The organism is Streptomyces sp. NPDC041940 (assembly GCF_055589465.1).
In genome coordinates, this window is sequence record NZ_JBVJBP010000011.1 from 97,364 (window position 1) to 118,107 (window position 20,744).

General features: G+C 69.5%; 21 protein-coding genes. 6 read left to right on the forward strand and 15 right to left on the reverse strand.

Features of this window, described 5'->3' with window-relative positions:
• Positions 1-31 precede the first annotated feature (31 nt).
• Both ACZ6I3_RS20120 and ACZ6I3_RS20125 read left to right on the forward strand, forming a co-directional pair.
• Positions 32-442 (forward strand): (R)-mandelonitrile lyase, encoded by a 411-nt coding sequence (locus ACZ6I3_RS20120; RefSeq protein WP_469416161.1) that lies wholly within the window; start codon positions 32-34, stop codon positions 440-442.
• Positions 443-527: 85 nt separating this feature from the next.
• Positions 528-1,802: a multidrug effflux MFS transporter gene (locus ACZ6I3_RS20125; RefSeq protein ID WP_469416163.1), complete on the forward strand. Its 1,275-nt coding sequence runs from the start codon at positions 528-530 to the stop codon at positions 1,800-1,802.
• A 139-nt stretch (positions 1,803-1,941) separates the two neighbouring features.
• Here the strand turns inward: ACZ6I3_RS20125 and ACZ6I3_RS20130 are convergent, their stop codons facing one another.
• From ACZ6I3_RS20130 to ACZ6I3_RS20170, 9 genes are all read right to left on the reverse strand, one after another.
• Positions 1,942-4,962, reverse strand: coding sequence for a family 78 glycoside hydrolase catalytic domain (locus tag ACZ6I3_RS20130; protein WP_469416364.1), 3,021 nt, complete (start codon positions 4,960-4,962; stop codon positions 1,942-1,944).
• A gap of 169 nt (positions 4,963-5,131) precedes the next feature.
• On the reverse strand, positions 5,132-5,929 hold the full coding sequence (locus ACZ6I3_RS20135) for an extracellular solute-binding protein (RefSeq protein WP_469416365.1): 798 nt from the start codon (positions 5,927-5,929) through the stop codon (positions 5,132-5,134).
• 10 nt (positions 5,930-5,939) lie between these two features.
• Complete coding sequence (locus ACZ6I3_RS20140) at positions 5,940-6,641, reverse strand: alpha/beta fold hydrolase (RefSeq protein WP_469416164.1); 702 nt, start codon at positions 6,639-6,641, stop codon at positions 5,940-5,942.
• A 27-nt stretch (positions 6,642-6,668) separates the two neighbouring features.
• A complete protein-coding gene (locus ACZ6I3_RS20145; protein ID WP_469416165.1) occupies positions 6,669-7,079 on the reverse strand; it encodes a nuclear transport factor 2 family protein in 411 nt (136 codons plus the stop codon).
• Positions 7,080-7,081: 2 nt separating this feature from the next.
• Entirely contained in the window at positions 7,082-7,891 is an 810-nt protein-coding gene (locus tag ACZ6I3_RS20150) for an MBL fold metallo-hydrolase (protein ID WP_469416167.1), read from the reverse strand.
• A 35-nt stretch (positions 7,892-7,926) separates the two neighbouring features.
• Entirely contained in the window at positions 7,927-8,538 is a 612-nt protein-coding gene (locus ACZ6I3_RS20155; RefSeq protein ID WP_469416366.1) for a DsbA family protein, read from the reverse strand.
• Between the two features lie 192 nt (positions 8,539-8,730).
• Complete coding sequence (locus ACZ6I3_RS20160; protein WP_469416169.1) at positions 8,731-9,225, reverse strand: MarR family winged helix-turn-helix transcriptional regulator; 495 nt, start codon at positions 9,223-9,225, stop codon at positions 8,731-8,733.
• A gap of 602 nt (positions 9,226-9,827) precedes the next feature.
• Complete coding sequence (locus ACZ6I3_RS20165; RefSeq protein ID WP_469416170.1) at positions 9,828-10,946, reverse strand: fatty acid desaturase family protein; 1,119 nt, start codon at positions 10,944-10,946, stop codon at positions 9,828-9,830.
• Between the two features lie 7 nt (positions 10,947-10,953).
• Positions 10,954-12,009, reverse strand: coding sequence for a ferredoxin reductase (locus ACZ6I3_RS20170; RefSeq protein ID WP_469416171.1), 1,056 nt, complete (start codon positions 12,007-12,009; stop codon positions 10,954-10,956).
• A gap of 86 nt (positions 12,010-12,095) precedes the next feature.
• Here ACZ6I3_RS20170 and ACZ6I3_RS20175 point away from each other — a divergent pair, with 86 nt between their 5' ends.
• On the forward strand, positions 12,096-13,235 hold the full coding sequence (locus ACZ6I3_RS20175) for a PucR family transcriptional regulator (protein ID WP_469416173.1): 1,140 nt from the start codon (positions 12,096-12,098) through the stop codon (positions 13,233-13,235).
• A gap of 58 nt (positions 13,236-13,293) precedes the next feature.
• Here the strand turns inward: ACZ6I3_RS20175 and ACZ6I3_RS20180 are convergent, their stop codons facing one another.
• From ACZ6I3_RS20180 to ACZ6I3_RS20205, 6 genes are read right to left on the reverse strand one after another with little or no spacing between them, the layout of a single operon-like run.
• Positions 13,294-14,337, reverse strand: coding sequence for an LLM class flavin-dependent oxidoreductase (locus ACZ6I3_RS20180; RefSeq protein ID WP_469416175.1), 1,044 nt, complete (start codon positions 14,335-14,337; stop codon positions 13,294-13,296).
• A complete protein-coding gene (locus tag ACZ6I3_RS20185) occupies positions 14,334-14,564 on the reverse strand; it encodes a tautomerase family protein (protein WP_469416176.1) in 231 nt (76 codons plus the stop codon). The genes ACZ6I3_RS20180 and ACZ6I3_RS20185 overlap by 4 nt, the downstream gene beginning before the upstream one ends.
• 1 nt (position 14,565) lies before the next feature.
• A complete protein-coding gene (locus tag ACZ6I3_RS20190; RefSeq protein ID WP_469416177.1) occupies positions 14,566-16,053 on the reverse strand; it encodes an aldehyde dehydrogenase in 1,488 nt (495 codons plus the stop codon).
• On the reverse strand, positions 16,046-16,777 hold the full coding sequence (locus tag ACZ6I3_RS20195) for an alpha/beta fold hydrolase (RefSeq protein ID WP_469416179.1): 732 nt from the start codon (positions 16,775-16,777) through the stop codon (positions 16,046-16,048). The genes ACZ6I3_RS20190 and ACZ6I3_RS20195 overlap by 8 nt, the downstream gene beginning before the upstream one ends.
• A 6-nt stretch (positions 16,778-16,783) precedes the next feature.
• Positions 16,784-17,335: an amino acid synthesis family protein gene (locus tag ACZ6I3_RS20200; RefSeq protein WP_469416180.1), complete on the reverse strand. Its 552-nt coding sequence runs from the start codon at positions 17,333-17,335 to the stop codon at positions 16,784-16,786.
• The gene (locus ACZ6I3_RS20205) at positions 17,332-17,958 is read right to left on the reverse strand and encodes an amino acid synthesis family protein (RefSeq protein WP_469416181.1); all 627 of its coding nucleotides are present in this window, start codon (positions 17,956-17,958) and stop codon (positions 17,332-17,334) included. The genes ACZ6I3_RS20200 and ACZ6I3_RS20205 overlap by 4 nt, the downstream gene beginning before the upstream one ends.
• Before the next feature lie 242 nt (positions 17,959-18,200).
• Between ACZ6I3_RS20205 and ACZ6I3_RS20210 the strand changes: the two genes are divergently transcribed.
• From ACZ6I3_RS20210 to ACZ6I3_RS20220, 3 genes are read left to right on the forward strand one after another with little or no spacing between them, the layout of a single operon-like run.
• Positions 18,201-19,772 carry a BCCT family transporter gene (locus ACZ6I3_RS20210; protein WP_469416182.1) on the forward strand — a complete coding sequence of 524 codons (1,572 nt, stop codon included), beginning with the start codon at positions 18,201-18,203 and terminating at the stop codon, positions 19,770-19,772.
• On the forward strand, positions 19,759-20,184 hold the full coding sequence (locus ACZ6I3_RS20215) for an ester cyclase (RefSeq protein WP_469416183.1): 426 nt from the start codon (positions 19,759-19,761) through the stop codon (positions 20,182-20,184). Before ACZ6I3_RS20210 ends, ACZ6I3_RS20215 begins: the two co-directional genes overlap by 14 nt.
• A gap of 26 nt (positions 20,185-20,210) precedes the next feature.
• On the forward strand, positions 20,211-20,714 hold the full coding sequence (locus tag ACZ6I3_RS20220; RefSeq protein WP_469416184.1) for a flavin reductase family protein: 504 nt from the start codon (positions 20,211-20,213) through the stop codon (positions 20,712-20,714).
• Positions 20,715-20,744 lie beyond the last annotated feature (30 nt).

The window sequence follows — 20,744 nt, forward strand, 5'->3', positions numbered from 1 at the left end:
CCACGGCACTCACACAGAAGGAAGCAACACCGTGCAGATCACCCGAAGCTCGATCAACACCGTCAGGGGCCCCGCCGACTGGTTCACCGGCGACGTCTACATCGACGCCGTGGCCGCAGCCCCCGAGCCCTCCCGGGTCAGCGCCAACCTGGTCCACTTCATGCCCGGTGCGCGTACGCACTGGCACCGCCACCCGCTCAGCCAGACGGTCTTCGTCACCGAGGGCGTCGGCCTGTGCCAGCGCCGCGGCGGACCCGTCGAGGTCATCCGGCCCGGCGACCGCGTGCTGTTCGAGGCCGACGAGGAGCACTGGCACGGCGCCGCACCGAACCGGCTCATGGTCCACCTGGCCATCAACGAGGCCGATGCCGATCACGACGTCGTGCACTGGCTGACCCCCGTCACCGACGAGGAGTACGCCGCCGCCCCCGCCACCGGCTGACTCGCCCTCCCGTTCGACCTCTGCGCCGACCAGGTCGATGAGGCGTACGCCCTCCGGCCCTTCCTCCTTGCTCGATTGGAGCCGTGTGAACACCCCCGTGCCCCCGAACGCGCCGCGTGAGCGGACGGTCGGCCGTGCCCTGGCCGTCGTGCTGGCCCTGCTGACCGTGTTCGGGCCGATCTCGATGGACCTGTATCTGCCGGTGCTGCCGTCCCTGACCGACGAGTTGCACGCGTCGACGTCGGCCGCGCAGCTCACGGTCACCGCCTGCCTCCTCGGCCTCGCGTTCGGCCAGCTGATCGCGGGACCGCTCTCGGACCGTTTCGGCCGCCGCCGCCCGATGCTGGCCGGCGCCGTCGCCTACATCGCCACCTCGGTGCTGTGCGCGTTCAGCCCCAGCGTCGAGTCGCTGGTCGCCGCCCGCTTCGTGCAGGGCCTGGCCGGGGCCGTCGGTATCGTGATCGCCCAGGCCGCCGGACGCGACCTGTACTCCGGCGGCAAGCTGGTCCGTTACTACGGCCGTCTCACCGTGATCGGCGGCCTGGCCGCCATCGTCGGGCCGGTCCTGGGCGGCCGGCTCGCCGCCTTTACCGACTGGCGCGGCATCTTCTTGTTCCTCGCCCTGCTCGGCGCCGTGATCCTGGTCGCCTGCCTCACCGTCTTCCGTGAGACCCTGCCCGCGGACGAGCGCACCGGAGGCGGCCTGGCCCAGAGCGGACGTGATTTCCGCCGTCTGCTGGCCGACCGGCTCTTCCTGGGCGCCGTCCTGATCACCGGGTTCGTCAACGCCGCTCTGTTCGCCTACCTCAGCGGCGCCACCTACGTACTGCAGGGCATCTACGGGCTGTCCCCACAGGGCTATTCGTTCGCGTTCGGCTTGAACTCCGCCGGATTCATGGTGTTCGGCTTCGTCGCCGGGCGGCTTTCCGAGCGGTGGTCGGAGAAGGGCACCCTCGTCCTGGGCCTGGCCATGACCCTGACGGGCGCGGCCGGCCTCCTCGCCACCGCGGCACTGCACCTGCCGCTTGCCGCCATCGTGCTGTCCCTGCTGACCATGGTCAGCGGCGTCGCCACCACCACCCCGCCCTCCACGTCCCTCGCGCTCGCGCACTACCCCGAGATCGCCGGCACGGCGTCGTCGCTGCTCGGCACGGCACGCTTCGCGTTCGGCGGCATCGCCGCCCCGCTCGTCGGCCTCGGCGGCTCGGCCACGGCCCTCCCCCTCGGAGTCGTCACCGTCGTCTGTGCCGTCCTCGCCGTGCTCGTCCACGCCTTCGCCGTGCACCCCCACACCCGGGCGGCAGAGCACACCGTCGTCACCCTGCAGCCCGTCGCCGACCGGATGCCGGCCTCCTCCTGACCTCCCTGGACAAGGCGCCCCTGGAGGTCCTGGCCGCGGTCGAGAAGGCCCTTGCCGGCCTGCCTGAGAGTGATGTCCCCGCTTGAGCGCACCACCCTGGCCCGGCACCGCCCGCAGCGAGCGGTGCCGGGGCGCCATGTCAACGCACCGCGATGGTCAGGGAGTAGTGGCCGGGCGGCAGCCGGAACGAGGCCGTGCCGTCCGAGTGACCGAGGAGCCGTACGCCGTCGACCCGGGCCAGCGGGGTGCGGCCTTCTCGGACGGAGTCGGCGGAGCGGGCCGGGACGCGCAGGGTCGCACGGCTGTTCGCGGGGACGGACACGTGGTACGTGAGGGTCCTGCCGTCGTCCGCAAGCTTCCACTCACTTCGGATCTCCCCGTACGGCGAGGCATACGTCGCCGCCACCTGCGTGATCCGGCCCGTGGGGTCGAGGTGCGGTTGCAGAACGAAGCGTCGGAAGCCCGGGCCGTCGGGGTCGGGGGCGATTCCCGCCATGTAGGCGTACATCCACTCCATGACGGCGCCGTACGCGTAATGGTTGAAGGAGTTCATGCTGACCGGGCCGAACCCGGCATCCCGGGAGTACGAGTTCCAGCGCTCCCAGACCGTGGTGGCGCCGCCCCGCACCGAGAAGAGCCACGACGGCAACGCGTCCTGATGGAGCAGTTCGTACGCCAGGTCCGCGCGGCCCTGCTCGGTGAGGACCGGGGCCAGGACATTGACGCCGAGGAACCCCACGGACAGCGTGTTCTCGGCGTACTTGACCCGACTGCTTTTCGGATGTGCGGCCTTGTAGGCCGCGTCGTTGCCGATGTTGTCGGCCAAGTGGTCCACAAGGGCGCGGCGTTGGGCCTCGGTGTCGTAGAAGCCGAGTTTCAGCACCCACAGCAGGGCCGACTGGGTGTTGTCCTCCGTCTTCTCGTCCGGGTCGGCGCCCGGTTCGATCGGCGAGGCCTCACCGAGACTGGACCTCACGGTGACGGTGCCGCCGTCGGTGCTGAGGTACTTCTCGACGAACGCCTTCTTGATGTCGCCGAAGAGCCGCTCGTATCCCGCGGCCTCTGCCGGCCGGCCGATCGCTCGGGCCATCTTCGCCATGAGGCGGGCGACATAGCCGTAGTAGACGTCGCTCATCAGCTGGGCGCTGGTCTTCTGCGGGGCGAGCCAGTCGCCGGTGAGGGAGCCCTGGCCGGCGTAGGTGTCGCCGGTCTGCCGCCGGATCCAGTCGAGGTATCGGGTCATCGCGGGCCAGTTGCGCTCGACGACGGCCGGGTCGCCGGTCATCTGCCACAGGGTCCAGGGCAGGATGACGCCCGAGTCCGCCCAACCACTGCCGCCGCCGGGAAAGTTGTAGCGTCCGCCGGGTGCGACACCGGTGAACTGGGCCTGGTCCATGCCGTAGATGCTCTGGGAGTCGACGGTCGTGTCCTGGAAGTGGCTCAGGAAGGGGCCGGCGTCGGCGTTGTACAGGCCGGTGGCGGAGAAGACCTGGGTGTCACCGGTCCAGCCGAGGCGTTCGTCGCGCTGCGGGCAGTCGGTGGGCACCCACAGATAGTTGCCGCGCTGACCCCAGCGGATGTTGCTGATCAGCTGGTTGGTGTCGGGGTCGTCCGTGGTGACGGTGCCGGTCTCGCGGATCGCGGAGGTGGCGACCTTGCCGGTCAGGCCCGTGATCGTGACCGTCTCGGTCGCGGTGACGGACACATAGCGAAAGCCGTAGAACGTGAGGGAGTCCTGGTGGGTCTCCCCGCTCCGGTCGCCCTTGAGGATGTACGTGCTGGTGGCCTTCGCGCTGCGGAGGTTGGCCCGGTACAGGGAGCCTGCGGGGCCGTCCGCGCCCGCACTGCCGTCGTTGAGCATCTCGCCGAACCGGAAGGTGACCTGGGCGCCGGCCGGGCCGAGCAGGGTGTAGCGCGGTACGCCGACCATGTTCTGGCCCAGGTCGAAGAGCGCGGTGTCACCGGCACCGATGGTGACGGGGCCGGCGGCCGCACGGTGCGGGTCGGTCACCGTCCGGTCGGGGTCCACGACGATACGGCCCCTGCCCTCACCGGTCGTTCCCGTGAACACGGTGACCGACTGCGGCCGACGGTCCCAGCGGCTCATCAGGCGGGCGGTCTCGGCCGGGTAGGCGAGGAGTCGCGCGTCCGGGTACCGCGTCTCGAAGGGGACGCCGGTGGTGTCCGACCAGCCGGAATCGTCGAAACCGGACGACGTCCAGCCAGGCAGTTCCTTCCGGGCGTCGTAGGTCTGCCCGTCGTAGATGTCGTCGGCCCGCCAGGGACCGGTGTCGGTGGCCTTCCACGAGCCGTCCGGCCGGGTGACGAGTGACTGCCTCGTCCCGTCGGCGTAGCGCATCAGCAGCTTGGCCTTGAGGGCGAGGGCATGGCCGTCCTCGGAATAGTAGGTGCTGCCGTCGGAGATGCGGCCGTTGTACCAGCCGTTGCCGAGCACGGCCGCCAGAGTGACGGCCGGCTCTCGGGCGACGAGGTGCGTGACGTCGTAGGTGAGGTAGTTGACGCGCGCGTCGTAGTTCGTCCAGCCCGGGGGCAGCAGTTCGAGCGTGGTGCCGCCGTCCTGCGGGACGGTCACCCGGTGGCCGCTGACGTAGGCGTCGTAGACCCCGAGAGCGGAGACGTACAGCCGTGCCTCGCGGACCCGGCCCCTCAGCGGTGCCTGAGTGCGCAGCATCGGTGCTCCGGAGGAGCGGGACACCTTCCCCTCCATCCCGATCCACCGCGCTCCGTCCCAGCCCGTGACACCGTCGGTGCTCATCAGACCCGTCTCGAACCAGGCCACGGGCCCGCTGCCGACCAAGCGGCCCTCGGTGTCCCAGGCTGTGACGGTCCAGTAGTAGCGGGTCGACGCCTTGAGCGGCTTGCCTCGGTAGCGCACGGCGACGGAGTCGGAGGAACGGACCCGGCCGCTGCTCCAGACGTCCGCGCGGTCACCGGTCAGCCTGCCCGGCGAGCCGGCGACGCGGATCTCGTAGGCGCCCTGGCTCCGCCCGCGTCCGGCGGACCGCATGCGCCAGCCGAAGCGGGGGTGCGCGGCGTCCACGCCCAGCGGATCGGTGCGGTGTTCCACGGTCAGTCCGTACACTGCTCCGTCCTCCCCGGGGTGCTTCGGTGCCGCATGCGCGGTCGTACCGCTGCCCATCACGCCGGCCACCACCGGCACCGCGCCGGCCGTCGCCGCGAGCACGGTCCGACGGCGCGGACCCGGCTGTCCGCCGCTGTTGCCGCTGCTCCGGTTCTCCGGCTCCACGCCGTCCGCTACCGGTCCTTCGTCGGTCACTCCGTCGTCCTTTCGGTTGCCGGGCCGGCGCTCACGAGCCGGCCTTGTAGTCGGTGTCCATGTCCTTGAGGAGGTTCTGTGGGGTGGTCTGGCCGCTGAAGATCTCCTGGAGGCCGCTGAGCATGGTCTGCTGCACCTTGGGGTTGGGCCAGAGCTGGTCCATGAACGGCACGGTGCGGTTCGCTTCGATGAACGTCGAGAGTTCGGTGAGCGAGGGGTCGGCCCTGTAGCCCGTGTCCGGGAGGGCGGGCAGGCTCCCCTGCTTCTTGTTGAACAGGTTCATGCCCTGCGGCGACATCACGAAGTTCACGAACTTCAGCGCCAGTTCCTCGTTCCCGGCCTTGGCGTTGACGCCGTACCCGGCTCCCGCGGCGGCGGGTACGAGGGTCTCGGCGGGCTTGTCGGTGGCCGGAAGCGCCTTGAGCGTGAAGGTGCCCTGGGGGTTCTTCTGCTTGAGGAGGGCGATGACCCAGTTGCCCTGGATGATGCCGAGGGTCTTGCCGGTGGCGGCGAGTTGCTGGCTGGCTTCGTAGGTGGTGCTCAGGGGGTTCTTCTGGAAGCAGCCGGTCTTCTCCATCGTCAGGTATTTGTCGAGAGCGGTGGTCCAGGGCGACTTGGCGAAGGTGGCCCGGCCGTCCTGCATCTTCTGGCTGAAGTCCCGGTCCGGGCCGTAGACGGTCGTGGCGACCAGGGAGTAGAGGACGAGCTGGGTCACCCAGTTGTCCTGGTTGCCCAGCGCGAAGGCGGGGGTTCCCTTCGCCTTCGCCGCCCGGCAGAAGTCCAGCAGCTTCGTCCAGGTGTCCGGCGGGGTGAGTCCGGCCTTGGCCAGGACACCACGCCTAGGACCTGTTGGACGAGACCCGCGCGACGGCCTGGGCGAGAATCTCGGCTACCTCGTCGGTGTGGGACAGGTGCGGGGAGTGCCCGGAGGGAACGCGAAGGCTGTGGGCGGCACGCGTGGCCCACTGTTTCTGCACGGTCGGCGGCAGTGCTGGGTCCTCGGTGGCCACGACATACGTCACAGGCAGCTCGGTCGGTGCGGCGCCCAGCTTCTCGGTGAAGGCGCGCAGGCCCTGCCAGTTGAGGCGTTTGACGGCCTCGGCGGTCAGGGCGGGGTCGACTCCGCTGAAGATGGACTCCTCCGCGTCTCCCGCCTTGACGGCCAGGCCGTCGGGCGAGTGGATCCAGGTGGGCGGGAAGTCGCCGCCCATCCACTCCATCATCGAGACGCCTGGTTCCAGGGCGAAGGCGGCGATGTAGACGAGTTCGGCGACCTGGTCGGCTTCGGCGGCGGCCCAGGTGGCGGGTACTCCGCCGTAGGAGTGGGCGGCGAGTACGACAGGTCCGTCGACGGCTTCGACGGCGGCGCGCACCGCCTCGGCGTCCTCGGTCAGTCCTTGGGCGGCCGCGCTGTCGGGATTGCTGCTGGGCAGTTGCACGGCACGGGAGGGGATGCCGCGGGCGTCGAGCCTTTCACGCAGGGGGTCGAAGATCCACGGGGTGTGCATCGCTCCGTGTACGAGCACGACGGTGGGGTTCATCTGTGCTGTCCTCAGGTAGCGGGAGGGTCAGGCGGTCATGGCGTCGCGGACGAGTGCGGTGTCCGTGAACTGTTCGAAGCGGACGATCAGGCCGCCGCGTACGACGAAGTGGTGGGCGACCCGGACGTCGATGTGCTTGCCGGTGGCCTTGTTGGCCGCCGTGTAGCGGGCGAGGACGACGACGTTCTCGCCGTCGACGACGTAGGTGTCGTCGTGGGCCATCCAGTTGTCCCACTCCTTGCCCAGTTGCTCCATGACGTTGCTGGTGACGCCGTCGGGGGTGCGGTAGGTGCCGGCGAGGGGGAAGCCGGCCATCTCGGTCCACTCCACGTCGGGGGCGAGGGTGGCGCGCAGGGCTTCCAGGTCACCGGCCGCAGAGGCCAGGTACTGGCGGCGTACGACGTCGGCGGGGGCGGTGGACACGGTGAAGTCGGTCATGGTCAGCCCCACTTCATTTCGCCCTTGGCGACCTTGGCGCCGATCTGGGCGGCGATGAGCATGCCGTTGTCCGGGTAGCGGGCGACCAGAGCCTCGGTCAGGGCTGCGCCGTCGGTGGCCTTGCCGAGCTCCTCCTCGAAGGCGAGGAGGTAGTCGCGGGTGGCGGAGATGGCGGAGGCGTTGGCCGGGGCGTTGGGCAGGCGGTGGCCGGGGACGACCAGCTCCGGCTGGAGGGCGGCCATCTCGTCCAGCAGCTTGATCCAGGCGGCGCGGTCGTCGGGGGTGGGGGTGTCGGCGACCCAGACGTGCTCCTGCTGGAAGAGCAGGACGCCGCCGAGGAGGGCGCGGTGCTCGGCCTGCCACAGGTAGTGGCGGTCGGGCAGTGCGGCCGGGCCGCCCTTGAGTTCGAAGCGGTGTCCTTCGAGGGTGAGGTCGCCGGTCAGGGGCTCGAGGTCGACCAGGCGGGTGGGCAGGTTGGGGCCGAGGGCCTCCCAGGCCTTGAGCTTGCCCTCGTAGGAGTGCTTGATGTGCTCGATGACGATGGGGGTCGCGACGAACTTCGCCTCGGGGAAGGCGTCGGCGAGGACTTCGGCGCCGAAGTAGAAGTCGGGGTCGCCGTGGCTGACGAAGACGGTGGTCAGCTTCTTGCCCGAGTCGAGGATGTCGGCGGCCAGGCGGTGGCCGTCGGCGCGGGTGAAGGCGGCGTCGACCAGCAGCGCCTCGCTCTCGCCGGTGACGAGGGTGGCGGTCTTGTTCTTGCTGCCGGCCGGGAAGTTCAGGTCGAAGACCGTGAAGGAGAGGGTGCTGCTCATGGTGGGTGCTCCTTGCGTGGGTGGGGAGTGCACAGTCAGGAGGGGGTGGCGAGGCGCCGGTCGACCTCGTCGGCGGTGGCGTGGCCGTGGGCCAGGACGGTGACGCGGTCGCCGTCGACGGCGAGCAGGGTGGGGAAGCCGGTGACGCCCAGTCCGGCACAGCGGCGGAAGTCGTCCGCCGCCGCGTCGTGGGCCTCGGGGGACTCGAAGGCGGAAGCGACAGCGTCGGCGTCAAGGCCGGCCTCTTCGGCGACCTTCCGGTAGGTGGCGGCGTCGGACAGGCTGAGGCCGTCGAGGTAGAAGGCCCGCTGGAGGGTGCCGGCCAGTTCCGCCGCGCGGTCGGGGGCAGCCCCGCGCAGGGCGGCGACGCCGCGCGCGGCGGCCTCGGAGTCCATCACGAACGAGCCGTCGGCGATCAGCCGGTCGTACCCCTCGCCGAACCGGGCGCCGGTGAGCTCGGTGATCTGGGCGTTGGCGCCCTGGACGTAGCCGAACTCGCGGATCGGGACGCGGCGCGAGCCGGTGAACAGGCCGCCGGAGATCACTTCCACGGGCAGGTCCGGGTGGCGGGAGACGACCTCACGCAGGGTCGGGGAGAACCCGTGCGACCAGCCGCAGTAGGCGTCGAAGGCGTAGACGAGCTGCATCGAAGACCTCGGCATAGGGGTGGGGTGCTCGCCTGATGCGAGCGATTCACCGACACCAACAATACCTGACTAGTCAGGTATTCCTGAGTTCGACGCATCTCGCCTTGGGGGCGCGGTAGCCGAGGGGGGAGATCGCCGGTAGCAGTCCCGCAGCCACGTTGACGTGTGTCATGACGCGGGGGCGCACGGCCCTCAGGGAAGCCGGGGCAGTGTGTCCCGTGCGGTGTGGCTCAGGATGCGAAGGTCCTCGGCGAACCGGTCCCGGTCCTCGACCGGCAGGGGCGCCAGGAAGTAGCGCCTGATGTTCTCCACATGGATCCGGGACGCGGAGACCGTGGTCTCCTCCCCGAGCGGCGTCAGGCGCACCAGCCTCCCGCGCCGGTCACCGGGATCCTCGACGCGTTCGACCAGGCCGGCGGCCTCCATACGGTCCACCAGCCGCGTGGCGCCACCCGTCGTGAGGACCTGCTCCTGGGCTACGGCCCGCATCGACAGCCCCGGCTCCCCCGCCCTGCCCAGAATGAGCAGCACCTCGAACATCAGATGGCTGATACCGCACTCCACCTCCAGCGCCCGACCCAGGATGTACTCCAGCCGGTTCGCGGCCCCCTGCAAGCGCCCGAAGGCCAGAATCAGCGCGTTGTTCGCGGCACCGCTCGACGTCGAGATCTCCGCATGCTCGTCCACGGTCCTGACGCCCCTTCCCGTTCCTGCTTCCACCCGACCACTGATCATGCCGCACCGGCTGAGCGGCAGCTCTGCCGACTTGGCTACTGGTCCTGGTGGGCGAGTCGGAACGCGCCCGGAGTCACACCGGCATGGCGGGTGAAGAACTTGCCGAAGTTGGTGGGCTCGGGGAAGCGTCGTAGCCGAGCCGCTCGTCCTCCGGCTGCGCACGGGCGAGTCCGTGCACGCGCAGGCTCGACTCCCACAAAGGCTGTGGTTCGACGCCGAACTGCTCGTGCAGCCACGCGGCCACCGCCGCCTCCCCCGCGACGCCCACCGGCACCGTGCGGTGACGGGGGGGGCAAGGCCGGGGAATGCGGGGCGCGAGTGCCGTCACGGACATGGCGAGGGTGGCGGCAACGCGCGGGACGTCGGCGGTTGTGCGGGGAGTGATCGGGGCAGCCAGGCGTCCGTGTGAGCCTGGAGGAGTTGGTCGGTGAGGTCACAGAGTGTCGTGTGCCAGGCCGCGCAGCCGCGAGCGTCCCTGATCCGCTCGGCGAACGGATTTCAACGAGCCGGCTGTGCTCCCCGTACTGCCGAATGATCTGAACCCATGCCGGGAATCAGGCCGCGACGAGCTCCTGCTCGCGGTCCGGGGTTTTGACCTTGGGCTTCTTGTTCGGCAGTGAGAGCCGGAAGACCTTGCGCCACGCGGAGAACACCTGCTTGGGCAGCGGGCCGGTGACGTATTCCAGCTCGTACTTCTCGAACAGCGCGCGCACCTTCACCGCGACCTCGGCGTAGCGGTTGCTCGGCAGGTCCGGGAAGAGGTGGTGCTCGATCTGGTGTGAGAGGTTGCCGGTCATGAAGTGCATGGCCTTGCTGCCGCTGATGTTCGCCGAGCCCATCATCTGGCGCAGGTACCACTGGCCGCGCGTCTCGCCCTTGATCGAGCGGCGTTCGAAGACCTGTACGCCCTCGGGGAAGTGCCCGCACATGATCACCGAGTGGGTCCAGAGGTTGCGGACCAGGTTCGCGGTGAACGTGGCGGCGAGTGTGGTGAGGAAGGAGGGGCCGGACAGCAGCGGGTGGATCACGTAGTCCTTGAGGACCTGCTTGCGGATCTTGCGGCCCACGGCCCTGGCCCGGGCGCGGAACTCCGGGTTCTTGCGGCGGCGCTTGTGCAGGTTCTTGCCGAGCTCCAGGTCGTACGCCGCGATGCCGTACTCGAAGAAGCAGGCGTTGATGAAGTTCCACAGCGGCTGGCCGAGGTGGAACGGGTGCCACTTCTGGTCCTCGTCGACGCGCATGATGCCGTAGCCGAGGTCATTGTCCTTGCCGATCACGTTGGTGTACGTGTGGTGCAGCTCGTTGTGCGAGTGCTTCCACTGGTCGGCCGGCGAGACGTGATCCCAGTCCCAGGTGGTGGAGTGGATCTTCGGGTCCCGCATCCAGTCCCACTGGCCGTGCAGGATGTTGTGGCCGATCTCCATGTTGTCCATGATCTTCGCCACGGACAGCCCGGCGGTGCCGATCAGCCACGCGGGCGGGAAGAACGAGAACAGCAGCACGCCCCTGCTGACCAGCTCGAGCTTGCGCTGCGCCGAGATGACCTTGCGGATGTAGGCGGCGTCCTTCTCGCCCCGGCTGGCGATCACCTCGTCACGGATCGCGTCCAGCTCGCGGCCGAGCTCCTCGATCTGCTCCGCGGTCAGGTGGGCGGTGGGGTCGATGGCGGTCAAGGTGCTCCTACCGTTCGATGTCGCAGGGGCCCGCCGCGGCGGACACGCAGGTCTGGATGAGGACGCCCGGCTCGGCCTCGGTGATCTCGCCGGTGCGCAGGTCGCGGACGGCGCCCGCCTTGAGCGGCGTGACGCAGCCGAAGCAGATGCCCATGCGGCACCCGGACGGCATGAGCACGCCGGCCTCCTCGCCGACGTCCAGCAACGGCGTGGCGCCGTCCGCGTCGACGGTCTTGCCGGTGGTGCTGAAGGTGACCTCGCCACCGTCGCCGGTGGCGACGGCGGTGGGGCGGAAGCGTTCGGTGTGCAGGCGCTCTCGGACGCCGTGCTCGGTCCAGTGCTGTTCGGCGGCGTCGAGCAGGCCCGCGGGCCCGCAGGCCCAGGTCTCGCGCTCGGCCCAGTCGGGCACGAGTTCGTCGAGACGGGCGATGTCGAGCATGCCGTCGGTGTCGGTGTGCAGCTCGGTGAGACGCAGCTTCTTGTCCGCGACCAGGTCGTGCAGATCGTCGCGGAAGATCACGTCGTGCGGCCGCGGCGCGGAGTGGACCATGACGGCGTCGTCGAACTCGGTGTCGCGCAGCATGCCCATCACGGGCGTGATGCCACTGCCGGCCGTCAGGTAGAGCACCTTGGCGGGCTTGGCCTGCGGCAGCACGAAGTCACCGGTCGCCTGGTCGAGCTGGATCAGCGTGCCCGGCTTCGCCCTGCGGACCAGGTGGTTGCTGACCTTGCCGTCCGGGATCGCCTTCACGGTGATCGTGACGCGGCCGTCCTGGCGGTGGGTCGGCGAGGTGAGCGAGTAGGCACGCCACAGGCGCACCCCGTCGACGTCGACCCCGACCCGCACGTACTGACCGGCTGCATGGCCGCGCCAGCCCCGTCCCGGCCTGATCACGATGGTCGCGGCGTCACGGGTCTCGGGGTGCACGGCCTCGATGCGCCCACGCAGGTCTGCGCCCGCGCGCAGCGGGCTGACCAGGTCGAGGTAGTCCGACGGCAGCAGCGGCGTCGTGACCATCTCCAGTAGTTTCCACGCCCTGCTGCGGAGGGCTGTACTCGTCATGACTCCAGCTTGATGTGCCCAAGGGCGTAAAGTCCTGTCCGTAAGACGTGAATCTGGTCGGCCGAATTGTTCGCAGGGAACAAAATATGAGCCATGTAATCCGGAGGGCCACCGAGCTGGCCCTGGATGAGACGACGGTCACAGCACTTCGGGCCGCGCTGAAGACCACCGCCGACGAGGTCGTCCAGGCGATCATCGACGAGGTCCCTCCCTACGCCAACGCCCTCACGGGCCACATGGGCGCCACCATCCGCCGAGCCGTCCGCACCGCCCTGGGCCACTACCTGGACGTGGCGAGCGGGAACGCCACGGGCGGCGACGCCGGTGACGCGGCTTACGAGCTGGGCCGCGGCGAGGTGCGTGACGGCCGTTCGATGGACGCCCTGCTCAGCGCCTACCGGGTCGGTGCCCGCGTGGCCTGGCGATGCCTGGCCGCGGGTGCCGTACCCGCGGGTCTGCCCGCCGCCGAGGTCGCCAAGTTCGCCGAGCTGACCTTCGCCTACATCGACGAGCTCTCCGCCGCGAGTGCCGCGGGCCACGCCGACGAGCTGGCCGCCCGGGGCCGGGTTCATGAGCGCCACCTGGAACAACTGGTCCGCGACCTCGTCACCGGCGCGAGCCAGGATGTGCTGCTGGCCTCTGTGCAGCGGGCAGGGTGGCAGCCTCCGGTTTCGCTGACCGCGGTCCTGCTGCCCGCCGCCCAGGCCCGGCCTGCCTACCGCACGCTCGACCCGAGCACCCTCGTCCTCGACGATCTGCCGGACGCCTTGGGCGTGCTGCTCGTCCCCGATGCCGACCGATCACATCTGCTGAGGCAGCTGGCCGACCGCACCGCCGTGGTCGGCCCGGCCCGGCCATGGACGCGTGCGTCCGCCTCGTACGCACGAGCCGTACGCGCGCGCTCCCTCTCCTCCGAAATTCGCGACACCGAGGAACACCTGCCCGAGCTGGTACTGAGCGCCGACGGGGACGCGTTCGCAGACCTGCGCGAGCGAGCCCTCGCACCGTTGCGGACCCTGCCTGACGCGACCGCTCGGCGGCTGGAGGAGACATTGCGGGCGTGGCTGCTGCACCAGGGCAGACGGGAGGAGGTGGCGGCGGCGTTGTTCGTCCATCCCCAGACCGTCCGGTACCGGATGTCGCAGCTGCGGGAGCTGTTTCCGGATCTCGCCTCGCCTCACCGGGCCCTTGAACTGACGCTGGCGGTCGGTCTTCGGGTCAGCTGACGCGTTCTTCGACCGTCCCCGACCACGTCCCCGAGCGGAGCAGCCATCCCACTCCGACTCACTGGAAGGCCGGCATGACTTCCTTGATGAACAGTTCCAGAGACTTGCGCTTCTCCTCGTGCGGCAGGCTGGTGTCGATCCAGAAGCTGTACTCGTCGACGCCGAGCTCCTCATAGGCGCGCAGCCGCTCGATGACCTCGGCCGGGGTGCCGATCATCGCCGTCTTGTGCAGCGACTCCGGCCGGAACTCCGTCCGTTCCTCGAACTTCGACTCCGGGCTGGGCGGCAGGAACCCGTTCCGCGGCGTGGTCTTGTTGCCGAACCAGGAGTCGAAGGTGCGGTAGAAGCGGTTGATCGCCTCCGCGGCCGGACGCCAGCCGTCGGGCTCGGCAGGAGAGTGGACATGGGTGTGCCGCAGCACCATCAGGTCGGGGCGCGGCACCTCGGGGTGGTTGGCCACCGCGGTGTCGAACTTCCCCTTGAGGGCGACGACTTCCTCGTCGCCCTTCATCAACGGCGTGACCATGACGTTGCACCCCTGCGCCACCGCGAAGTCGTGGGAGGCGGGGTCGCGCGCGGCGATCCACATGGGTGGGCTGGGCTGCTGCACCGGCTTGGGCACACTGGTCGACGTCGGGAACTGCCAGATCTCGCCGTCGTGGGCGTAGTCGCCCTGCCAGAGTGCCCGGACGGCCGGCACGAGCTCACGCAGGTGCTTTCCGCCGTCGGCGGCCGGCAGTCCGCCCGCGAGCCGGTCGAACTCGAACTGGTAGGCACCCCGCGCGAGTCCGACCTCCATCCGGCCGTTGCTGATGACGTCGAGCAGCGCGCATTCACCGGCGGCCCTGAGCGGATGCCAGAACGGGGCGATGATGGTCCCGGCACCCAGGCGGATGGTCGAGGTCTTCGCGGCCAGATGGGCGAGCAGCGGCATCGGGCTGGGGGAAATCGTGTACTCCATCGTGTGGTGCTCGCCGATCCACACGGTGCCGAACCCGCCGGCCTCGGCCATCAGGGCCAGCTCGGAGAGGTTCTCGAAGAGCTGCCGGTGGCTGACCTCCTCGTCCCAGCGCTCCATGTGCACGAACAACGAAAACCTCATGACTGCTCCTCGTGTGCTGTGGGGTCCGAGGCGCCGGCGGCGTCCAGCTCGGTGAGGGTGACGTCACCGGTGGCCCAGTGTGTCCGGGGGACCTCGTGGACGACGACGCGGATGTACTCGGGCCGGGTGTTCACGGTGCGCAGGACCGCGGCGTGGACCTCGTGGATCAAGTCCCGGATCTGTGCCGGGGTGCGGCCCTCGGCGAGGGTGACGGCGACCTGTGGCATGTCAGCTCCGCATCGTGAAGGGGTCGGCCACGGGCTCCTCGCTGGTGTTGATCCAGACACTCTTGAGCCGCGTGTACTCCTTGATCGTTTCCGTGCCGTGCTCGACGCCGACACCGCTGGTCTTGAAGCCCTGGCGCGGTGACATCGGGGACATGGCCCGGTAGGTGTTGACCCACACGGTGCCGGCGTCCAGGCGCGCCGCCATCCGGTGCGCCCGTGCGAGGTTCGTCGTCCACACGCCGGCCGCGAGTCCGTAGTCGGTGTCGTTGGCGAGGCGTACGACCTCGTCCTCGGTGTCGAACGGCATGACCGCGAGGACGGGGCCGAAGATCTCCTCCCGTACGACGCGCATGCCGTTGTCGACGTCGACGAGGACGGTCGGCTCGTAGAACCAGCCGCCGAGGCCGCCGTCGGTGGCCCGGCCACCGGTCAGCACCCGGGCGCCTTCGTCCCGTCCGAGGTCGACGTACCCGGCGACCTTGTCGCGCTGGTCCTCGAAGGCGAGCGGTCCGAGTTCGGTCTTCTCGTCCAGGGGGTCGCCGATGACGATGGTCCGGGCGCGTTCCGAGACCCGTTCGAGTAGCTCGTCGTAGACGGACCGGTGCGCGAACACCCGGCTGCCCGCGATGCAGGTCTGTCCTGCGGCGGCGAAGATGCCGGCGACGACTCCCATCGCGGCGTTCGGGAGGTTCGCGTCCTCGAAGACGATGTTGGGCGACTTGCCGCCGAGTTCGAGCGTGGAGCCGATGAAGCGGCCCGCCGTCGCGGCGGCGATGCGCGACCCGGTGGCGGTGCTGCCGGTGAAGGAGATCTTCGCGAGGTCGCGGTGGTCGACCAGGGCCTGCCCGGCCTCGGCGCCGAACCCCGTGACGACGTTCACCGCACCCGGCGGGAAGCCCGCTTCGAGTGCCAGCTCGGCGAGTTTGAGCACCGTCGCCGAGGTGTGCTCCGAGGGCTTGATCACGACCGTGTTGCCGGCGCAGAGCGCGGGCGCCAGTTTGCTGCTGGTCAGCGTCAGCGGGGAGTTCCAGGGCGTGATCGCTCCGACCACGCCGAGGGGCTCGCGGGCCGTGTAGTTGAGGACCTGCCGGTCGGAGGTGGGGATGAAGTCGCCGTGGATCTTGTCGGCCAGTCCGGCGTAGTAGTAGTAATACTCCGGCAGGGTGGCCAGCTGCCCGCGCATCTCGCGCAGCAGTTTGCCGTTGTCCTGCGTCTCCATGCGGGCCAGTTCTTCGGCGTTCGCGGCGATCAGGTCGCCCAGGCGCCGCAGCAGATGTCCGCGCCGCGTCTGGCTCAGGTCGCGCCAGCGCGGATCCTCGAACGCCTTCCTCGCGGCGGCCACGGCTCTGCCGATGTCGGCGGCGTTGCCGCGCGCGGCCCGGTAGAGGACCTCACGGGTGGCCGGGTTGGTGCTCTCGAAGTACTCGCCCGACGTCGGCTCGGCCCATGTCCCGCCGATGAAGTGCTGCGACGTACTGAGGTCAGACATGTGCGCACGCTCCGATGAAGGTGGTGAGGGAGTCGGCGAACGCGTCGGGGCGCTCGACGGGCAGCATGTGACGCGCCTGGGGTATGACCACCGCGCGGCAGTCGGCAAGCGCCGCGGCGAGCCGGTGGGTCATCTCGGGGGTGGACCCGGGATCGTTCTCGCCCGTCACCGCCAGCGCGCGGACGGCGATGCCGGCCAGGTGCGGTGCGAGGTCGGCGTCCGCCGTGGCGAACACGCGATAGCAGTTGAGGAAGGATCCGACGTCGTTGGCGAGCAGAGTGGCCTCGGTGCGGGCCACCAGCTCGGGGTCGACGTCGGTGCCGTCGTACCAGCGCTTCAGGGACGCGGCCGCGCTCGCTGTGAAGTCGGCCTCCGCGGTGCGCAGCCGGTCGAGCACGGAGGCCCGTTCCTCGGCCGTACGCTCGCACACCGCACTGACCGAGGTCAGCGTGGCCACCAGCTCCGGGTGGTGCAGCGCCACCTGCTGGGCGACCAGTGCGCCGAGGGAGAATCCGACCAGGTGCGAGCCGGCCGGGATCTCGTCGACCACGCCGTCGGCGAGGTCGGTGAGGGTCACCCCGTCGCTCACCGGCGGGCGGGTGCCGTGGCCCGGCAGGTCGGGGGTGAGCACGGTGAAGTGGTCGGCCAGGAGCGCGGCGGTGGGCTCCCACATGGTGTGGTCGAGCCCGACGCCGTGCAGCAGCACCACGGTGGGCTTGCTCATGTATGCCTACTGCTCGGTCGAGAGCGGCGCCAGGCGCTGCTGGGGACGCCCCTGGGCGGCCGCGGCGAGCGCGATGACGATCTCGTTCGGGTGGGGGGCGTCACCGATCCTGACCTCGATGGTCTGGTGGTGCGAGCGGATCGTGGCGTCGGTGATGTGCTTCAGCGGGATGTCGAAGACCACACCGGCGGGTCCGCGCTTCTCGACCGCCGGCAGCAGGGTGGTGGCGTTCGCGGCCTTGCGGAAGTGGTCGCCGAACTTGAGCGTGTGGATCAGCGCCGAGCCGTGCTCGACCTCGCCGTCCAGGCCGACGATGGCCGCCTTGCCGTACGCCTCGGCGGGCGCTTCGAGCGCGTCGAGCACGGCCGGGGCCAGCAGCGCGCCGAGGTCGGAGGCGTTCGCGTCGATGCCGGGGTGGAGGTCCTCCACGAAGCCCTGACCGGCCCACGGGTTCTCGATCACCGCCGCGACGACGGCGATCCGGGCGGGCCGGTCGAGCGCGCGGCCGCCCTCGGCGCGGATCTCCTCGACGACGGTCACGATCTTGCGGACGCTCATGAGGGAACAACCTCCAGGGATTTGGTGGTGACGACGGGGTCGGACAGGCGGTCCCCGATACGGGGGTGCGGTCGCGGTCCCGTCGACGCGGCCGCGATGACGACGATCTCGTCCCCGCGCGGGGCGTCGGAGACGCGGGCGCTGATGGTCTGGTAGTGGCTGCGCGTCGAGGCTCGTGTCTTGTGCCAGAGCGGGACGACCAGCGTCTCGCCCGCCTCGGCCCGTGTGTCGGCGAAGCAGATGACCGACTCGCCGTGGAGGAACTCCCTCACCAGATTGCCGAAGTACGGGGTGTGGATGAGGGCCCCGGCGTGCTCGATCTCGCCCGCCGTACCGACGATGGCGGCTTTGCCGAACGACTCGATCTCGTCCGCGCCGCCCAGGGATGTGAGGAGCCGGTCGGTCAGCAGCCTGGCGAGCACCGGGCCGATCCGTCCCTGCTCCTCGGACAGATCGGCCGAGGGGCCGGAGCCCAGCCACGGATTCCGTATGACCGCGGCGACGCTGGCTCGCCGCGCGGGCCGCGCGGGTGCCTCGCCCGCCTCGGTGAAGGCGGCATCGCGGTAGACCACGAGCTTCCTGAGACCGATGCGCTCGTCGAGGTGATCCATACGCTCTTGCATGCCACAGGACGATAGGTATCGCTTTTCGTATCAGTCAAGGGGGCGGACAGAAGGTGTTGCGGCATTCCGAAAACCTTCCACCGAGGCTCTGAATAGCTCAATAACCTGCGCATACTGCTGGCTTACGCAGCCAGTCCAGGATTCCGGGCTACCGGACCCTTGACGCTCCATCTGCGGCGTGCCTTACTGCTTCTTGCATGCCAGAGCGGGTGGCCATCGGCCCCGAACCCAAGGAGTGCCCCATGTCCAGTCGCCTTGGAACGGCCGCCGAAGCGAGCACCACGGAGGACCCGGGCGCCGTCGTCGACGGCGGCGGCAAACTAGGTTCCGTTTTCTGGACCTCGATCGGTATCTCCGCCGTCGTCGTCGCCTGGGCGGTGCTCTTCACCGACAACCTGAACAGAGTCACCGACGCCTCTCTGAACTGGGTGACGGCCACGTTCGGCTGGGCCTACCTGGTGGTCACGCTCGCCATCCTGATCTTCCTGGTGTTCCTGGCCTTCAGCCCCGCCGGCGACATCCGGCTGGGCAAGGACAGCGACCGTCCGGAGTTCTCGACGGTGACGTGGTTCGCCATGATCCTCAGCGCGGTCATGGGGATCGGCCTGGTCTCGTACGGGGTCGCCGAACCGATCTCCCACCTGGCGACACCACCGCACGGTCTCGCCGAGCCGAACACACCGGCGGCAGCGGTGCGCGCGCTCCAGTACTCCTACTTCGACTGGGGCCTGCACGCCTGGGCGATCTTCGCCGTCTTCGGTCTGGCCATCGCGTACTCGACGTTCCGCAAGGGCCGGCGCACGCTGGTGAGCCAGTTGTTCGTGCCCCTGCTCGGCGACCGCGTGAACGGGCCGATCGGCAAGGCGATCGACGTACTCGCCGTGTTCGCGACGCTCTTCGGCACCACGACGTCCCTCGGCCTGGGAGCCCTCCAGGTCAACAACGGGCTCGGCACGTTGTTCGGCGTCCCGGTCAACTCGGTGAGCCAGGTGCTCATCATCGCCGCCGTCACCTCGGTCTTCACGCTCTCCGCCGTGACCGGTGTCAGCAAGGGCATCAAGTTCCTGAGCCAGGGCAGCACGCTGCTGGCGGTCGCGCTGTTCGTCTTCATGCTGGTCGTCGGCCCGACCGTGTTCCTCGCGAACCTGTACATCGAGTCCATGGGCCAGTGGGCCACCGACTTCTTCCGGATGAGCCTGCAGGGCACCGCGTTCGGCGGGCTCGAGTGGATGCAGTGGTGGACCTACTTCATGATGGCCTGGTGGGTCTCCTGGGGCGCCTTCGTGGGCGTCTTCCTGGCCCGCATCTCACGTGGCCGCACCGTCCGCGGCTTCATCACGGGCGTCCTGGTCGTCCCCAGCGTGGTGTTCTTCACCTGGTTCACGGTCTTCGGCGGCACGGCGATCCACATCGACATGTTCGAGGACGGCGACATCGCCAAGCAGACCGCGGCCGACATCAACAGCGCGTTCTTCGCGACCCTCGACCACTTCCCGCTGGCCGGGGTCACCTCGGCCATCGCCATCCTTCTGGTCGTGATGTTCTTCGTCTCCGGCGCGGACGCCAACACCTACGTGCTGTCCATGATGACCTCGGACGGATCGCTCACTCCGCGCCGTTCGGTGCTCATCCTCTGGGGCGTCCTCACCGGAACCACCGCCGTCGTCCTCATGCTCGCCGGCGGACTGAACGCTCTTCAGAACACCGTCATCGTGACGTCCCTGCCGTTCCTCGTGATCATCGCCGGTCTGGCGGTGTCCTTCTGGAAGGAGCTGAGCGGGGACCGAAAGGAGAAGACTGATGTCGCACTCTGACGCCCGTCGCGGGCTCATCGAGCAGGCATGGTCCGCGGCCTGGGGCCAGGGTGACGTCGACAGCCTCGACGCACTGCTGAGCCCGGCGTACCTCCGCCACGGCGGAGACCCCCAGCCGTTGGACCTGGGCGCCTTCAAGGCCGCGATCATCTCGACCCGGGCGGCCTTCCCCGACCTGGTCACGACCATCGACGACCTCGTGGTCGAAGGCGACAGGGCCGCGATCCGCTGGCACAGCAGCGGAACCCATGTGAACTCGTTCCTCGGTGTCCCTCCCACTCGGCGGCACGTCGAGGTCAACGGCGCCACGTTCGCCCGCTTCGAGGGCGACCGGATCGTCGAGGAACACGTGACGTGGGACCCCCGGGCGCTGCTCTCGGCCCTGGGCGTCATCCGGGTGGGACAGGACTGACGATCGACATGACTAGGAGTACTTTCATGGCCCCGCTCGCCTCGCAGCCCGACCTCGACCTGATGAAGCAGGTCAACCGGCAGTTCGTCACCGGTGTCACGGTCGTGACCGCGATGGACGGAGAGACCCCCCGAGGGCTGGCCGTCAACGCGTTCTCGAGCATCTCGCTCGACCCCGCCTGTGTGATGGTGTGCGTCCAGCGCACCTCGTCCACCCACGACTGTCTGTTCCGGGCGAACCACCTCGCGATCAACATCCTGTCCACGGACCAACTCGACGTCGTCGGTACGTTCGCGAGCAAGGCCGGTGACAAGTTCGCGGACGTGGAGTGGGAGAGCGGGCCGTTCGGCAGTCCGCTGATCGCTCGGAGCAGTGCGCGGATGGAGGTCGAGATCCGCGAGCGGCTGCAGGCCAGTACGCACACCGTGTTCATCTGCCGCGTGGTGCACGCCGCCGTCGCCGAGCGTCCGCCGATGGTCTACAGCGCGGGTAAGTTCTTCGACGGCGGCGCGCTCGCGCCGCTGGGATGACCCGCGGGCGGCCCGGGAGACGGAGGAGGG

Bases quoted from the DNA above. Each gene is read 5' to 3' on its own strand.
- ACZ6I3_RS20140 (WP_469416164.1), bottom strand. From the start codon at position 6,641: ATGAACCCCACCGTCGTGCTCGTACACGGAGCGATGCACACCCCGTGG.
- ACZ6I3_RS20210 (WP_469416182.1), top strand. From the start codon at position 18,201: ATGTCCAGTCGCCTTGGAACGGCCGCCGAAGCGAGCACCACGGAGGAC.
- ACZ6I3_RS20180 (WP_469416175.1), bottom strand. From the start codon at position 14,337: ATGAGGTTTTCGTTGTTCGTGCACATGGAGCGCTGGGACGAGGAGGTC.
- ACZ6I3_RS20220 (WP_469416184.1), top strand. From the start codon at position 20,211: ATGGCCCCGCTCGCCTCGCAGCCCGACCTCGACCTGATGAAGCAGGTC.
- ACZ6I3_RS20175 (WP_469416173.1), top strand. From the start codon at position 12,096: ATGAGCCATGTAATCCGGAGGGCCACCGAGCTGGCCCTGGATGAGACG.
- ACZ6I3_RS20185 (WP_469416176.1), bottom strand. From the start codon at position 14,564: ATGCCACAGGTCGCCGTCACCCTCGCCGAGGGCCGCACCCCGGCACAG.
- ACZ6I3_RS20200 (WP_469416180.1), bottom strand. From the start codon at position 17,335: ATGAGCGTCCGCAAGATCGTGACCGTCGTCGAGGAGATCCGCGCCGAG.
- ACZ6I3_RS20215 (WP_469416183.1), top strand. From the start codon at position 19,759: ATGTCGCACTCTGACGCCCGTCGCGGGCTCATCGAGCAGGCATGGTCC.
- ACZ6I3_RS20130 (WP_469416364.1), bottom strand. From the start codon at position 4,962: ATGGGCAGCGGTACGACCGCGCATGCGGCACCGAAGCACCCCGGGGAG.
- ACZ6I3_RS20195 (WP_469416179.1), bottom strand. From the start codon at position 16,777: ATGAGCAAGCCCACCGTGGTGCTGCTGCACGGCGTCGGGCTCGACCAC.
- ACZ6I3_RS20145 (WP_469416165.1), bottom strand. From the start codon at position 7,079: ATGACCGACTTCACCGTGTCCACCGCCCCCGCCGACGTCGTACGCCGC.
- ACZ6I3_RS20155 (WP_469416366.1), bottom strand. From the start codon at position 8,538: ATGCAGCTCGTCTACGCCTTCGACGCCTACTGCGGCTGGTCGCACGGG.
- ACZ6I3_RS20190 (WP_469416177.1), bottom strand. From the start codon at position 16,053: ATGTCTGACCTCAGTACGTCGCAGCACTTCATCGGCGGGACATGGGCC.
- ACZ6I3_RS20205 (WP_469416181.1), bottom strand. From the start codon at position 17,958: ATGCAAGAGCGTATGGATCACCTCGACGAGCGCATCGGTCTCAGGAAG.
- ACZ6I3_RS20170 (WP_469416171.1), bottom strand. From the start codon at position 12,009: ATGACGAGTACAGCCCTCCGCAGCAGGGCGTGGAAACTACTGGAGATG.
- ACZ6I3_RS20150 (WP_469416167.1), bottom strand. From the start codon at position 7,891: ATGAGCAGCACCCTCTCCTTCACGGTCTTCGACCTGAACTTCCCGGCC.